This window comes from Pseudomonas sp. UBA2684, from assembly GCA_002354655.1.
Lineage (GTDB): Bacteria > Pseudomonadota > Gammaproteobacteria > Pseudomonadales > Pseudomonadaceae > Aquipseudomonas.
Genome location: DELY01000041.1, coordinates 67,873 through 82,942, shown reverse-complemented (window position 1 = coordinate 82,942; position 15,070 = coordinate 67,873). Strand labels below are relative to the sequence as shown.

Sequence of the window (15,070 nt, the reverse complement as noted above, 5' to 3'; positions counted from 1 at the left end):
CCGCAACTCCGCAGCGCAAGGAAGATGTCCTCCATGAAGCACAACGTCATCCTGGTCGTACTGGATGGCCTGAACTATCAGGTGGCCCGGCATGCGCTAGGTCACCTTCAGGCCTACTGCGGTGCCGGCCGCGCCGCGCTGTACAAGCTTGAGTGCGAGCTGCCGTCGCTGTCCCGCCCGCTGTATGAATGCATCCTCACCGGGGTGCCGCCGATCGACAGCGGCATCGTGCACAACGATGTGGTGCGCCTGAGCAACCAGCGCAGCATCTTCCACTACGCCCGTGACGCCGGTCTGAGTACCGCCGCCGCGGCCTATCACTGGATGAGCGAGCTGTATAACCGCGCGCCGTTCAATGCCGTGCGTGACCGCCACACCGAGGCGCCGGAGCTGCCGATCCAGCATGGGCACTTCTACTACGCCGACCATTACCCGGACTCGCACCTGTTCGCCGACGCCGAAAGCCTGCGCCTGCGCCACTCGCCGAACTTCCTTCTGGTGCACCCGATGAACATCGACGATGCCGGCCACAAGCACGGCCTCGATACCGCGCAATACCGCAACAGCGCGCGGCGCGCCGACATCCTCCTCGCCGACTACCTGCACGGCTGGCTGGCGGCCGGCTACCAAGTGCTGGTCACCGCCGACCACGGCATGAACAACGACCGCTCGCACAACGGTATCCTCGTCGAAGAGCGCGAAGTGCCGCTGTTCGTCCTCGGTGACGCGTTCAGCCTGGACAGCAGCGCACAACCCCGACAAACCGAGCTGTGCGGCACCATCTGCACGCTGCTCGGCGTACCTCACGACAAACCCCTCTGCAAGGAACTGCTCACGTGAATGCCGTCACCCGCGGCAAATGGCTGGCGGTGTTGTGCCTGCTGCCGTTTGCCGTTTTCTTCATCGCCTTCCAGATCGCGCCGCTGGTATGGGTGGCGACCAATAGCCTGAACACCCCCAATGGCTGGGGCCTGGGCAACTTCGAGCGGGTGTTCGCCTCCAAGTTTTACCTGCAAGCGATCAAGCACAGCCTGCAGATCGCCTTCTGGTCGAGCGTGTTCGGCATCGTTATCGCCATCCTCGGCAGCTACTCGCTGCGCCAGGTCGACTCCAAGCTGCGCGACTTCGTCATGGCCTTCTCCAACATGACCAGCAACTTCGCCGGGGTACCGCTGGCGTTTGCCTTCATCATCCTGCTCGGTTTCAACGGCGCACTGACCATCCTGCTCAAGCAGATCGGGCTGATCGAAGACTTCAACCTGTACTCCAAGACCGGGTTGATCGTGCTCTACACCTACTTCCAGATCCCCCTCGGCGTGCTGCTGCTCTACCCGGCCTTCGATGCCCTGCGCGAAGACTGGCGCGAGTCCGCCGCGCTGCTCGGCGCCGGCACCTGGGATTTCTGGCGGCATATCGGCCTGCCGGTGCTGACCCCGGCGCTGCTCGGCACCTTCGTCATCCTCCTGGCCAACGCCCTCGGCGCCTACGCCACGGTGTACTACCTGACCACCGGCAACTTCAACGTACTGCCGATCCGCATCGCCGCCATGGTCTCCGGCGACATTTCCCTCGACCCGAACATGGCCAGCGCCCTGGCGATGATCCTGGTCGGCCTGATGGCGGTGATCACCGTGGCGCATCAGTTGCTGCTGAAGAGGAGCTACCATGTCGCGCGCTGACGCCAAGCCGGCGGCGCTCTACCACCGCGTGGTGGTCTGGCTGCTGTTCCTGATTCTGCTCATGCCGCTGGCCGCCACCCTGCTCTACTCGCTGTCCACCAGTTGGTCGGCGAGCATCCTGCCCGACGGCCTGACCTTTAAGTGGTACTTGCAACTGTGGAGCGAAGAGCGCTTCCTGCGCGCCTTCGGTCAATCGCTGCTGGTGTGCTTCGCCGCGTTGCTGCTGTCGGCGGTGCTGATCCTGCCGCTGCTGTTCGTCGTGCATTACCACTTCCCCAAGCTCGACGGGCTGATGAACATCCTTATCCTGCTGCCCTTCGCCGTGCCGCCCGTGGTGTCCTCGGTGGGGTTGCTGCAGGTCTACGGTTCCGGGCCGCTGGCGATGGTTGGCACCCCGTGGATTCTGATCGGTTGTTACTTCACCATCGCCCTGCCGTTCATGTACCGAGCGATCACCAACAACCTGCAAGCGATCAACCTGCCGGATCTGATGGACGCCGCCCACCTGCTCGGCGCCAGCACCTGGAAAGCCGCCTTTCTGGTGGTGCTGCCCAACCTGCGCAAGGGCCTGATGGTCTCGTTGTTCCTCTCGTTCAGCTTCCTCTTCGGCGAATTCGTGTTCGCCAACCTGCTGGTCGGCACCCGCTATGAAACCTTGCAGGTCTACCTCAACAACATGAAAAACAGCAGCGGCCACTTCAACAGCGCCCTGGTGATTTCCTACTTCTTCTTCGTCCTGATCTTCACCTGGGCCGCCAATCGCCTGAACCGGGACAAGACATGAACCTGGCTTCTCTATTCGTTTTCCATAAGGATCTGCCATGAGTTTTCTCAGCATCCAGAACCTGCACAAGAACTACGGCGCCACCTCGATCTTCAGCGACATCAACTGCGCAATCGGCCAAGGCGAGTTCGTCACCCTGCTCGGCCCGTCCGGTTGCGGCAAATCCACCCTGCTGCGCTGCATCGCCGGCCTTACCGAGGTCAATGGCGGCAAGATCCTGCTCAACGGCGAAGACCTGGTGCCGCTGTCGCCGCAGAAACGCGGCATCGGCATGGTGTTCCAGAGCTACGCGCTGTTCCCCAACATGACCGTGCAGCAGAACGTCGCCTTCGGCCTGCGCATGCAGCAGGTCGCCAAGGACGAAAGCGCCCAGCGCGTGCAGGAGGCCCTGGCGATGGTCGAGCTGGGCGACTTCGCCAGCCGCTACCCGCACCAGCTCTCCGGCGGCCAGTGCCAGCGCGTGGCCCTGGCCCGCTCGCTGGTCACCCGCCCGCGCCTGCTGCTGCTCGACGAGCCGCTGTCGGCGCTGGATGCACGCATCCGCAAACACCTGCGCGAACAGATTCGCGGCATTCAGCGCGAACTGGGCCTGACCACCATCTTCGTCACCCATGACCAGGAGGAAGCCCTGGTCTTGTCCGACCGCATCTTCCTGATGAACGCCGGCAAGATCGTCCAGAGCGGCGATGCGGAAACCCTCTACACCGCGCCCGTCGACGCTTTCGCTGCCGGCTTTATCGGCAACTACAACCTGCTCGACGCCGCCAGCGCCAGCCGCCTGCTCGGCCGCCCGGTTGAGACCCGCGTGGCGATCCGCCCCGAGGCTATCCAGCTCAGCCAGGCCGGCAGCATCGAAGGGCAGATCCGCAGCCACAGCCTGCTCGGCAACGTCATCCGCTACCGTGTCGAAGCCCGTGGCGTCGAGCTGCTGGTCGATGTACTGAACCGCTCGGAGGCCGATCTGCATGCCAGCGGCCAGCACATCGCGCTTACCATAGCGGCCGACGCAATTCGTGAGGTGGCCTGATGGCACTGGCAATATTTGATCTGGACGAAACCCTGATCGGCGGCGACTGCGCCAGCCTGTGGAGCGAGGAGATGGTCCGCCTCGGCTGGGTCGACGGCGACAGCTTCCTGCAACGCGACCACCAACTGATGGCCCTCTACGCCGAAGGCAAGCTGGCCATGGAAGACTACATGGCCTTCAGCCTGTCGCCGCTGGTCGGCCGCACCGAGGAGGAAGTGGCCTTCGTCGTCGCACCCTATGTCGAAGACGTCATCGAGCCGATCCTCTACAGCGACGCCACCCGCTGCCTGGCCACCCACCGCATGGCCGGCGACCGCATTCTGCTGATCTCCGCTTCGGCGCACTTCCTGGTCAGCGCCATCGCCGCGCGCCTGGGTATCGACGACGTGCTGGCCATCGACCTGGAACAACAGCACGGCCACTACAGCGGCCGCACCCAGGGCGTACTGACCTACCGCGAAGGCAAGGTCAGCCGCCTGCACGCCTGGTTGCGCGAACAAGGCGAAAGCCTGGCCGGCGCCTATTTCTACTCCGACTCGCGCAACGACCTGCCGCTGCTGCAAGTGGTCGACCACCCCCACGTGGTCAACCCCGATCCGGTGCTGCGCCAGCATGCGGAGCACGCCGGCTGGCCGATCCTCAGCTGGCGCTGAACCTGGCCGCCAACATAGGGTGGGGCACACCTCGCGGCTAAAGCCCTTCCCACCAGGGCAATAACCACAAGCAGATGGGACAACACAGACGGTCGACGGATGACACGGCAAACGCGGCCGCAGCAACTATGCTCCAGCGCACAACTTCTGCGGCATAAGCGTTAGGGTCTGTTGCCGCTTCATTACGAGGCGCGTTGCTGCGAGAAATGGCCCCCGGTTAGGCGCAGGACGCAGGTAATGGCCTGGGCCGGCCGCGCCTTCCCTTGCCAAGTCCTGCAACAACAGCGGGGTCCATTTCTCGCGCAACCCGAAGGGCCGGGCCTGTTTTTGCGCGATGCAGCGTTACTCGACACTTATTTGGAATACCAAACTTCGTGTCTCGTGCCTTGCCTCGCGCAAAAACAGGCTCCGGCGCGACCGCGAATGAAATGGCAACAGACCCTAGCCAAGCTGGCGGGTGTCGCCCACAGACGAGTACCGTCCGATGCCTCGATTTGAACTGGCGGTAACGCTGGCGAATAGAGAACAAACGAGACTTGCATCACACCACAGGCCAAGTGGTAACATTTTGCCCGCTGATGGATCGACCCCGCCTACGAATGGAATTCGTGAATGCTCCAGAAACTTGTTCTGCTCGCGTCATTTTCTCTTGTGGTGCTCTACACCGCGACCTGGCTGGCTGCGCCCACACCTTATTGATCCCACCCGGCAAGGACGGCCGATATGACCCAGAAAGAACAGCAACTCACCGAACTGCTCACCCTCACCTCGCGCAGCATCACCCACATGACCGCGGCGATGACCGCGCTGTCGTTCGACCTGTTGCGCAGCAATGACCCTGGCGTGCGCAGCGCCGGCACGCGGATGATTTCCAGGCTGGAGGCCGTGAGCAAGGAACTGGACCAACAGTGGGCGTTGATCAGCGAGTTGACCGGCGTGCCGGAACCCACTCGCGCCGATGCGGTAGAAGAGGTGCAACTGCACTCGGCATCCTAGGGTCGACGGCCGGAGTGGCGCGGTTGGCTCAAACGCGGCATAGCCGGACGATGCACAGGCTGCTTGGCAAGGTGGCAGTCAACGTCAGCCAGTCCGCTTCCGCGCGCTCCAGCAGCAGCCCTTCCTGCACGTCCAACTCGACCGCGGCGGCGCACGCCACGCGGCACGTCACGTGGCCTGTCGCACAAAAGATCAAGGTGGCATCGGTGCTCAACCGATAGTACTGCTCGCCGCACAGCGTTGTGCGCAGCAGTTCATGGGTGTAACGCGTACGCCGCGTCATGACATTGAAATCGCTCAGCGGCCCGCTCAGTAGTTCAGCAGTCACCGGCTGCTCACCGCGAAAACGCAACACCGCGCCGTCAGCGTCGAGCGTCACGTCCTCGGCCTCGCCGATGCGCAGTTGCAGCCCCGCGCCCTGCAACACCAGCACGCTACGATCGACGCCTGGGAAGGCTGAAAACGCTCCCGAACTCGCCACCTGCGCACAACTGATGCGCCAATCGAAATCGTCGAGACCGGCGCCGGGCGGCTCGATCGCCAGCACCTGCGTCACCCCGCCGGCGTTCTTCCACGGCATGCGCGGCAACGACTCCAGTGCAATCTTCTGCATCGTCTACCCAGCCCCTCTCGCTGCACGCCACCTGAGTCGATGGCATCTTAATGTATATACATTAAAGAACAAACCTGCGTTAACACAACCCACGGCTGCTCGCCAAACGGCCGTAAAGCCCCCTGCGTTCGATCAACGAAAAACTTATCCACCCAAGCACCTACACAGATAAGCATTTAAAAACAGTCACTTGAATAAAAAAATCAATAATTGCCGCGGCCCTTGCACAGCGTCCAACGACCAAAGGTCATGGGCGCGGCTTGACGACCCGTTTGCTCGCTCATATTGTATATACAAATAAATTCAACGAGGCTCATACCGTGCCCAACACGCCCTCCTCCAGCCTGCTGTGGCGCGATGTCTGCGTTTTCGATGGCCTACAGGTGTTGCCCACGCCCATGGCGGTGCAGGTTCGCGCCGGGCGGATCGTCGCGCTCACGCCCATGGCGGCGTTCACCGACGCCCAGGCCATCGGCTATCGCGAAGTCGGCTGCGGCGGGGTAATGACTCCGGGTCTGGTCGATTGCCACACGCACCTGGTGTTCGCCGGCAGCCGAGCCGAGGAGTTCGAGCAACGTCTGGAGGGCGCCAGCTACGCCGACATCGCCCGTGCCGGCGGCGGCATTCTCAGCACCGTGCGCGCCACCCGCGCCGCCAGCGAGGAGCAATTGCTGGCCCAGGCGCTGCCGCGCTTGCAAGCGCTGTTGGCCGACGGAGTCACCAGCGTGGAAATCAAATCCGGTTACGGCCTGAACCTCGCCGACGAACTGAAAATGCTGCGTGTCGCCCGCCGCCTCGGCGAAACGCTGCCAGTGCGCGTGGTCACCACCCTGCTCGGCGCGCATGCCTTGCCGCCGGAATTCACCGACGACGCCGACGGCTATATCGCGCTGGTGTGCAACGAGATGATCCCGGCGGCCGCCGCCGAAGGGCTGGCCGATGCGGTGGACGTGTTCTGCGAGCACATCGCCTTCAGCCCAGCGCAATGCGAGCGGGTGTTCCAGGCCGCGCAACGCCACGGACTGGGTATCAAGGTGCATGCCGAGCAGCTGTCCAACCAAGGCGCCAGTGCCCTGGGCGCACGTTATGGCGCGCTGTCGGCGGACCATATCGAGTTCCTCGACGAGGCTGGCGTGCAGGCCATGGCCGCCGCCGGCACGGTGGCGACCCTGCTCCCCGGCGCCTTTCATACCCTGCGCGAAACCCAATTGCCGCCCATCGCGTTGCTGCGCCGGCATGGCGTGCCGATGGCGCTGGCCAGCGACGCCAACCCGGGCACCTCGCCGATCTGCTTCCCCACGCTGCTGCTCAACCTGGCCTGCACCCTGTTCCGCCTGACCCCACGCGAGGCGCTGGCCGGAATGACCGCGCATGCCGCGCAGGCACTCGGATTGCCCGAACTGGGCCGCATTGCCGTCGGCGCTCCCGCCGACCTGTGCCTGTGGGCCATCCAGCAGCCGGCCGAACTGGCTTACGCAGTGCAGCCGGGGCGCCTGCGCCAACGGGTGTTCAACGGAATCATCAGCCACCCATCAGGAGTCAGTGCCCATGAATGTTGATCGCCACTGCATGGCGTGCTGGCAAGGTCGTGTCGACCCCGAGCCGGACAGCCCGCGCTGGCACCAGCGCATCCAGCCGCTGAGTGCGGACAGCCAGCCCGGCGTGGCCCTGCTCGGTTTTGCCAGCGATGAAGGCGTGCGCCGCAACCACGGGCGGGTGGGCGCCGCCGCCGCACCCGAGGCGATACGCAAGGCCCTGGCCAACCTGGCCTGGCACCGTCAGGGACCGGCCTTCGATGCCGGCGATGTGGTCTGCGCCGATGGCGAACTGGCCGCCGCGCAGGCCCGCCTGGGGCAAAACGTCTGCGCGCTGCTGGATGCCGGGCACTTGCCTGTCGTCCTCGGTGGCGGTCATGAGGTGGCCTACGGCAGTTGGCTGGGGATTGCCGAACACCTGGCCGGCAATCCCGCGCCGCACCACGACGCCATACGCCAGGACGGCCCACGGATGGCCGCCCCACGGATGGCCGCCCCACGTATCGGCATCATCAATTTCGATGCGCATTTCGACCTGCGCGACCCCAGCCATGTGCAGTCCTCGGGTACGCCGTTCGCGCAGATCGCCGCGCAGTGCGAGGCACGCGGCTGGCCATTTATCTACGCCTGCCTCGGCGTCAGTCGCGCCAACAATACCCGCGCGCTGTTCCAGCGGGCCGCCGAACTCGACGTGCTGGTGCGCGAAGACCACGAGATTCGCGAAACCAGCCTGATCGACCTCAACCATGAGCTGGGCGCCTTCATCGCCGGTTGCGACGCCCTCTACCTGACCATCGATCTCGATGTGCTGCCCGCCTGCGAAGCGCCCGGCGTCAGCGCACCGGCCGCACGCGGGGTATCGCTGACCCTGCTCGAACCGCTGCTGGAGCGAGTGCGCGACAGCGGCAAATTGCGCCTGGCCGACCTCGCCGAACTCAACCCCAGCCATGACATCGACAGCCGCACCGCGCGGGTCGCGGCGCGGCTGATTCACCTGCTGTGCCTGGCCGGCTGAACGCGCTTCAGCCATTTCCCTGACAACAATAAATCCAGAGGAACCCACCGATGACACGCTCCGCCCACGCCCCGCATGACGCTGCTGTCGTGCTCCACCTGGTCAAGGTGGCGCGCCGTGATGTCTGAACAACTGTCGCTGGTCGCCAGCGTTTCTCGCGGTCGTGCGCTGGCGCGTCTGCTCGGTTACAGCCTGATCGGCCTGGTGCTGTTCTTCGTGCCCTTCGAGATCGGCGGGCGCTCGACCATCCTCCTTGACCACGCCGCCAGCGCCTTGCAAACCCACGCACGGCCGCTGGTGATCGGCATCGCCCTGCTGTTTATGCTCTACGGCGCGCTGCAACCCTGGCTCAGCGGCAGCTGGCGCGGCGACCTGACCCGCACGGTATTCAGCGTGCTCAAGGTGTTCGGCCTGCTGATCGGCGTGGCCTACCTGCTTGGGGTCGGGCCGGCGGCGCTGTATCAGCCGGGCATGCTGCCGTTTCTGTTCGACAAACTGGTGCTCAGCCTGGCGCTGATCGTGCCGCTGGGTGCGCTGGCGTTGGTGTTTTTGATCGGCTTCGGCCTGCTCGAACTGGTCGGCGTGCTGATGCAGCCGGTGATGCGGCCGATCTGGCGCACGCCAGGCAAGTCGGCAATCGACGCGGTGGCCTCGTTCGTGGGCAGCTACTCGGTGGGCCTGTTGATCACCGACCGCATGTACCAGCAGGGCCACTACAGCGTGCGCGAGGCGGCGATCATCGCCACCGGCTTCTCCACCGTGTCGGCGCCGTTCATGGTGATCATCGCCAAGACCCTCGGCCTGATGGAAATCTGGAACCTGTATTTCTGGAGCGCGATGCTGGTGACCTTCAGCGTCACGGCGGTCAGCGCACGCATCTACCCGCTGTCACGTCTGCCCAGCGAAAGCCGTCCCGAGCCGCAGTTGCAACACGGTGAAAGCCGTATCGCCAGCGCTTGGCGTGCCGGCCTGAGCCAGGCGGCCTGTGCGCCTTCGCTGACTAGCGCGTTGCGCGAGACCTTCGTCGACGGCCTGCGCATGACCGCCGCCATCCTGCCGAGCATTCTCGCCGTCGGCCTGCTCGGCTTGCTCGCCGCCAAGTACACCCCGCTGTTCGATGCCATCGGCATGCTGTTCTACCCGCTGACCTGGCTGTTCGGTCTCGACGAACCGATGCAGGTGGCCCGCGCCATTTCGGCTGGGCTGGCGGAAATGTTCCTGCCAGCGATGCTGCTGAAAGACGCCGACGAGGTGGTCAAGTTCGTCGCCGCCATCGTCTCGGTGAGCAGCGTGCTGTTTCTCTCCGCCTCGATTCCCTGCGTGCTCGCCACGCGGATTCCGCTGCGCCTGCGCGACCTGTTGCTGGTCTGGTTGCAGCGCACGTTTTTCAGCCTGCTGTTCAGCATCCCGCTGGGCTATCTGGTGCAGTACCTGGGCTGGCTCTGACGCACCGCCCGTTATTTATCACTCGACTTTTTTCTTTGCAGGAGCCTGCCATGACCCGTTTCCGTGACACCGAAATCCGCGCCGCCCGCGGCACCACGCTGACCGCCAAGAGCTGGCTGACCGAAGCGCCGCTGCGCATGCTGATGAACAACCTCGACCCGGAAGTCGCCGAGAACCCCAAGGAGCTGGTGGTGTATGGCGGCATCGGCCGCGCCGCGCGCAACTGGGAGTGCTTTGATGCGATCGTCGAGGTGCTGACCCGCCTGGAAGACCACCAGACCCTGCTGATTCAGTCCGGCAAGCCGGTCGGCGTGTTCGAAACCCACAAGGACGCGCCACGCGTGCTGCTGGCCAACTCCAACCTGGTGCCGCACTGGGCCACCTGGGAGCACTTCAACGAGCTGGATGCCAAGGGCCTGGCCATGTACGGGCAGATGACCGCCGGCAGCTGGATCTATATCGGCAGCCAGGGCATCGTCCAGGGCACCTATGAAACCTTCGTCGAGGCCGGTCGCCAGCATTACGGCGGCAGCCTCAAGGGTCGCTGGGTGCTCACCGCCGGCCTGGGCGGCATGGGTGGCGCACAGCCGTTGGCGGCGACCCTGGCCGGCGCCTGCTCTCTGAATATCGAGTGCCAGCAGAGCCGTATCGATTTCCGCCTGAAGACCCGCTACGTCGACGAGCAGGCCACTGACCTGGACGACGCCCTGGCGCGGATCGACAAATACACCGGCGAAGGCAAGGCCATCTCCATCGCCCTGTGTGGCAACGCCGCCGAGATCCTGCCGGAGCTGGTGCGCCGTGGCGTGCGCCCGGACATGGTCACCGACCAGACCAGCGCCCACGATCCGCGCCACGGCTACCTGCCAATCGGCTGGAGCTGGGACGAGTACGTGGCCCGTGGCAAAACCGAGGAGGCCGTGGTGGTCAAGGCCGCCAAGCAGTCCATGGCCGTGCATGTGCGCGCCATGCTGGCCTTCCAGCAGATGGGCGTGCCGACCTTCGACTATGGCAACAATATCCGTCAGATGGCCCTGCAAGAGGGCGTCGACAACGCCTTCGACTTCCCCGGCTTCGTCCCGGCCTATATCCGTCCATTGTTCTGCCAGGGCATCGGCCCGTTCCGCTGGGTGGCGCTGTCCGGCGACCCGGAGGACATCTACAAAACCGACGCCAAGGTCAAGGAACTGATCCCCGACGATGCCCATCTGCACAACTGGTTGGACATGGCCCGCGAGCGCATCAGCTTCCAGGGCCTGCCGGCGCGTATCTGCTGGGTCGGCCTGAAGGACCGCGCGCGCCTGGCTCAGGCCTTCAACGACATGGTCGCCAGCGGCGAGCTGAAAGCGCCGATCGTCATCGGTCGCGACCACCTCGACTCCGGCTCGGTGGCCAGCCCCAACCGTGAAACCGAGGCGATGCAGGACGGCTCCGACGCCGTGTCCGACTGGCCGCTGCTCAACGCCCTGCTGAATACCGCAGGCGGCGCGACCTGGGTGTCGCTGCACCACGGTGGTGGCGTCGGTATGGGCTACTCGCAGCATTCCGGGGTGGTGATCGTCGCCGACGGCACCCCCGAAGCCCGCGCCCGCCTCGGCCGCGTGCTGCGCAACGACCCAGGCACCGGGGTGATGCGTCATGCCGATGCCGGTTACGATCTCGCCATCGACTGCGCCGACGAGCAAGGCCTCGACCTGCCAATGATCACTGCGGGCAAAGGAGCCTGAGCATGAACCTACTGAACCTACAGCCCGGCCAACTGAGCCTGAGCCAACTGCGCAGCGCCTACCAACAAGCGCTACAGGTACGCCTGGACGACAGCGCCGGCGCGGCCATCGAACGCAGCGTGGCGTGCGTGCAGCGCATTCTCGACGAGAACCGCACCGCCTACGGCATCAACACCGGCTTCGGCCTGTTGGCGCAGACTCGTATCGCCAGCGAAGACCTCGAACAACTGCAACGCTCGCTGGTGCTCTCGCATGCCGCCGGCTTCGGCGAGCCGCTGGACGACGCCATGGTGCGGCTGATCATGCTGCTCAAGGTCAACAGCCTGGCGCGCGGTTTTTCCGGCATCCGCCTGAAGGTGATCGAGGCGCTGATCGGCCTGATCAACGCCGAGGTCTACCCACACATTCCGCTCAAGGGCTCGGTCGGTGCATCCGGCGACCTGGCGCCGCTGGCGCACATGTCGCTGGTGCTGCTCGGCGAAGGCCAGGCGCGTTATCGCGGTGAATGGTTGCCAGCCACTGAGGCGTTGGCCATCGCCGGTTTGCAGCCGCTGACCCTGGCGGCCAAGGAAGGCCTGGCGCTGCTCAACGGCACCCAGGTGTCGACCGCCTACGCCTTGCGTGGCTTGTTCGAGGCCGAAGACCTGTTCGCCGCCGCCACCGTCTGCGGCGGTCTGACGGTGGAGGCCGCATTGGGTTCGCGGGCACCGTTCGATGCACGCATCCATGCGGCGCGCGGCCAGCGCGGGCAGATCGACGCGGCGACGGCCTACCGCCACCTGCTCGAAGCCAGCAGCGAAGTGGGCCGCTCGCATGCCGCCTGCGACAAGGTGCAGGACCCTTACTCGCTGCGCTGCCAGCCGCAGGTGATGGGCGCCTGCCTGACCCAACTGCGTCAGGTCGCCGAGGTGCTGGCGGTGGAAGCCAACGCAGTGTCGGACAACCCGCTGGTATTCGCCGAAGAGAACGACGTGATCTCCGGCGGCAACTTCCACGCCGAACCGGTGGCCATGGCCGCCGACAACCTGGCGCTGGCCATCGCCGAGATAGGTGCGCTGAGCGAGCGGCGCACCTCGCTGATGATGGACAAGCACATGTCGCAGCTGCCGCCGTTTCTGGTGGCCAATGGCGGGGTCAACTCCGGCTTTATGATCGCCCAGGTCACCGCCGCCGCATTGGCCAGCGAGAACAAGGCGCTGGCCCATCCGCACAGCGTCGACAGCCTGCCGACTTCGGCCAATCAGGAAGACCACGTGTCGATGGCCCCGGCCGCCGGCAAGCGCCTGTGGGAAATGGCCGACAACGTACGCGGGATTCTCGCCATCGAATGGCTGGGCGCCTGCCAGGGCCTGGACTTTCGTCAGGGGCTGAAGAGCTCGGCGAAACTGGAGCAGGCCCGGCAGTTACTACGCGACAAGGTGCCGTACTACGTCGAGGACCGCTTCTTCGCCCCGGACATCGCCGCCGCTGCCGAGCTGCTGGGCAAGCGAGTGCTGACGCCGCTGCTGCCGGCCGGGCTGCTGCCGTCGTTGGGATAGGTTGGACTGAGCTCGGCGAGCGCAACGGCGATGTCCGGCCTGACGTCGCCGTTGCGATCGCCCACCGGGCTTCGTTGCAGGCTCCTCAACGGCGCGCCGCCCGAGCCAACCTACCCTCATGTGGACGCGTTATGATTCGCGCACCGGGCGCAACCCAAGGAGCCGCAGTGACCAGCACACCCCCGCGCTACAAGGTGATCGAGGCGCATCTGCTCGAACGGATCAACAGTGGCGCCTACCCGGCTCACCACCAGATTCCACCGGAAGAACAGCTGGCCCGCGACTTCGGCGTCAGCCGCATGACCGCCAACAAGGCGATCCGCGACCTGGTGCAAAAGGGCTACCTGATTCGCCAGGCCGGGCTGGGCACCTTCGTCACCGACCGCAAGGCCGAATCGTCACTGCACGAAGTGCTGAACATCGCCGCCGAAGTGCGCAACCGCGGCAACCACTACAGCAACGACATCCTGCGCTGCGAGGCCATCGATGCCGACGATGAAGTGGCCCTGCGCCTGGGCGTTCGCCTCGGCACCCCGACGTTCCACAGCATCCTGGTGCACCGCGAAAACAGCGTGCCGATCCAACTCGAAGACCGCTACGTCAACCCGCGCTGGGTGCCCAACTACCTGGCGACCGATTTTTCCCGGCAGACGCCCAACGAAATTCTCGTGGCCACCTGCCCGATCTCGGTCGTCGAGCACGTGGTCGAAGCCGTATTGGTCGATGCCCAGACAGCCGAATGGCTGGCCATCGACACCGCCACGCCCTGCCTGAGCATGATCCGGCGAACCTGGTCAGACGAACACCTGATCAGTTATGCCCGTCTGATCCATCCCGGCGACCGTTACAAGCTGCGCTCGGCAATGCCGCGCGGCTGAATGGCGCAGTGGCGCGCCCAGCGGGTCGGCAGTATTGAATGGGCCACGACAGCGGCTGACGGGCAACGCCCTATCCGCCTTGGGCAGCGCTACACTTGCAACCCGATACCACGACAGCGGAGAGTCCCGTGCCCCCAATCGATCAACCAAAACGCCTCGCTGCTCGGCTGGCGATCCTGCAACACCCGGATGCCCAGGACTGCACCGTCTACCGCTCGGACGACGATGACCCCGAGGCCGAAGAAGAGGATCTGGGCGATGCCAAAATCCTCTTCACCGGCGTATTCGCAGCCCCCGCCGACTGGGATGAGCACGAACGCAGCGAGTTTTTCGGCGACAGCGCCCCCGAGCTGTTTATCAACGCTTATATCGAGTGCGAAGCCAAACCGGCAACCGCTGGTTTCTTCGTTCCGGAGATTGGCGATTACGTAGCGACCATGCCAGGGCTGGGCGAAGTCGTGATGTTCTACGTGCACGACTGCAACGAAGATGAGCACGGCAGGCTGTGCACCCTGATCCGCGACGATGAACTGCTGGATTGAGCGCAGCGGGTGGCGTGCCGGCCGGCCTGACGCGCGGCTTGGCCAGCTGATGAGCGCAGCAGACGCGGTCTTTTTCGCGTAACGCAGCGCCAGAGAGGCGCCTCTAAAACGGCTTGAACAGCGCCTCGGCAGCACGTCTGTGCCCTGAGGCGCACTGACCTTGCAGGCTATTGCAGACGTTGGACCTTACTCGCCGATGTCTTCGTTCCACAACGCCGGCTGGCGGGCGATAAAGCCTTGCATCAGCGCCACGCAGGTTGCGTCTTGCAGCACCTCGACCGCGACGCCGCGCGTACGCAGCAACTGCTCCTCGCCCATAAACGTCTGGTTTTCACCGATGACCACTTTCGTGATGCCGTACAGCAGAATCGCGCCGCTGCACATCGCGCACGGCGACAGCGTGGTGTAGAGCACCGCTTCGCGGTAGGTCTGCGCGGGCAGGCGGCCCGCATTTTCGAACGCGTCCATTTCGCCGTGCTTGATCACGCTGCCTTCCTGCACCCGTCGATTGTGTCCACGACCGATGATCCGGCCTTGGTGCACGATCACAGAGCCGATCGGGATGCCGCCCTCGGCCAAGCCCTGTTGCGCCTGCTCAATCGCCGCTTGCATGAAGGGGTCCATGGTGATTCCTCAA

At 64.8% G+C, this 15,070-nt stretch carries 15 protein-coding genes; 13 read left to right on the top strand and 2 right to left on the bottom strand.

The genetic code is table 11. The features are described from left to right. The first annotated feature begins 33 nt into the window (after nucleotides 1–33). The 6 genes from B3M58_RS14050 (at nucleotide 34) to B3M58_RS14025 (ending at nucleotide 5,139) form a co-directional block, all read left to right on the top strand. Nucleotides 34–840, top strand: coding sequence for an alkaline phosphatase family protein (locus tag B3M58_RS14050; protein WP_296219988.1), 807 nt, complete (start codon nucleotides 34–36; stop codon nucleotides 838–840). After that, nucleotides 837–1,679: an ABC transporter permease gene (locus B3M58_RS14045; protein WP_296219987.1), complete on the top strand. Its 843-nt coding sequence runs from the start codon at nucleotides 837–839 to the stop codon at nucleotides 1,677–1,679. The genes B3M58_RS14050 and B3M58_RS14045 overlap by 4 nt, the downstream gene beginning before the upstream one ends. Continuing rightward, on the top strand, nucleotides 1,666–2,463 hold the full coding sequence (locus tag B3M58_RS14040) for an ABC transporter permease (protein ID WP_296219986.1): 798 nt from the start codon (nucleotides 1,666–1,668) through the stop codon (nucleotides 2,461–2,463). The genes B3M58_RS14045 and B3M58_RS14040 overlap by 14 nt, the downstream gene beginning before the upstream one ends. Nucleotides 2,464–2,500: 37 nt before the next feature. Then, a complete protein-coding gene (locus tag B3M58_RS14035) occupies nucleotides 2,501–3,490 on the top strand; it encodes an ABC transporter ATP-binding protein (protein ID WP_296219985.1) in 990 nt (329 codons plus the stop codon). Beyond that, nucleotides 3,490–4,143 carry an HAD family hydrolase gene (locus B3M58_RS14030; protein WP_296219982.1) on the top strand — a complete coding sequence of 218 codons (654 nt, stop codon included), beginning with the start codon at nucleotides 3,490–3,492 and terminating at the stop codon, nucleotides 4,141–4,143. The genes B3M58_RS14035 and B3M58_RS14030 overlap by 1 nt, the downstream gene beginning before the upstream one ends. Before the next feature lie 723 nt (nucleotides 4,144–4,866). Then, a complete protein-coding gene (locus B3M58_RS14025) occupies nucleotides 4,867–5,139 on the top strand; it encodes a hypothetical protein (protein ID WP_296219981.1) in 273 nt (90 codons plus the stop codon). A 28-nt stretch (nucleotides 5,140–5,167) separates the two neighbouring features. On the opposite strand, the gene B3M58_RS14020 is transcribed toward B3M58_RS14025, so the two are convergent. Next, complete coding sequence (locus tag B3M58_RS14020) at nucleotides 5,168–5,752, bottom strand: HutD family protein (protein WP_296219979.1); 585 nt, start codon at nucleotides 5,750–5,752, stop codon at nucleotides 5,168–5,170. A 320-nt stretch (nucleotides 5,753–6,072) separates the two neighbouring features. On the opposite strand from B3M58_RS14020, the gene hutI reads away from it, so the two are divergent. The 7 genes from hutI (at nucleotide 6,073) to B3M58_RS13985 (ending at nucleotide 14,433) form a co-directional block, all read left to right on the top strand. Continuing rightward, a complete protein-coding gene (hutI, locus tag B3M58_RS14015; RefSeq protein WP_296219977.1) occupies nucleotides 6,073–7,311 on the top strand; it encodes an imidazolonepropionase in 1,239 nt (412 codons plus the stop codon). Next, entirely contained in the window at nucleotides 7,301–8,302 is a 1,002-nt protein-coding gene (gene hutG, locus B3M58_RS14010) for a formimidoylglutamase (protein WP_296219975.1), read from the top strand. The genes hutI and hutG overlap by 11 nt, the downstream gene beginning before the upstream one ends. A gap of 120 nt (nucleotides 8,303–8,422) precedes the next feature. Then, nucleotides 8,423–9,748 carry a YjiH family protein gene (locus tag B3M58_RS14005; protein WP_296219973.1) on the top strand — a complete coding sequence of 442 codons (1,326 nt, stop codon included), beginning with the start codon at nucleotides 8,423–8,425 and terminating at the stop codon, nucleotides 9,746–9,748. A 50-nt stretch (nucleotides 9,749–9,798) separates the two neighbouring features. Then, complete coding sequence (gene hutU / locus B3M58_RS14000; protein WP_296219972.1) at nucleotides 9,799–11,475, top strand: urocanate hydratase; 1,677 nt, start codon at nucleotides 9,799–9,801, stop codon at nucleotides 11,473–11,475. A gap of 2 nt (nucleotides 11,476–11,477) precedes the next feature. Further along, nucleotides 11,478–13,013 carry a histidine ammonia-lyase gene (gene hutH / locus B3M58_RS13995; protein ID WP_296219970.1) on the top strand — a complete coding sequence of 512 codons (1,536 nt, stop codon included), beginning with the start codon at nucleotides 11,478–11,480 and terminating at the stop codon, nucleotides 13,011–13,013. A 167-nt stretch (nucleotides 13,014–13,180) separates the two neighbouring features. Then, nucleotides 13,181–13,891, top strand: a complete 711-nt coding sequence (gene hutC / locus B3M58_RS13990) for a histidine utilization repressor (protein WP_296219968.1) — start codon at nucleotides 13,181–13,183, stop codon at nucleotides 13,889–13,891. Between the two features lie 128 nt (nucleotides 13,892–14,019). Further along, nucleotides 14,020–14,433, top strand: coding sequence for a hypothetical protein (locus B3M58_RS13985; protein ID WP_296219967.1), 414 nt, complete (start codon nucleotides 14,020–14,022; stop codon nucleotides 14,431–14,433). Nucleotides 14,434–14,619: 186 nt separating this feature from the next. Here B3M58_RS13985 and B3M58_RS13980 read toward each other — a convergent pair whose 3' ends face one another. Next, nucleotides 14,620–15,057: a nucleoside deaminase gene (locus tag B3M58_RS13980; RefSeq protein WP_296219966.1), complete on the bottom strand. Its 438-nt coding sequence runs from the start codon at nucleotides 15,055–15,057 to the stop codon at nucleotides 14,620–14,622. Nucleotides 15,058–15,070: the final 13 nt, after the last annotated feature.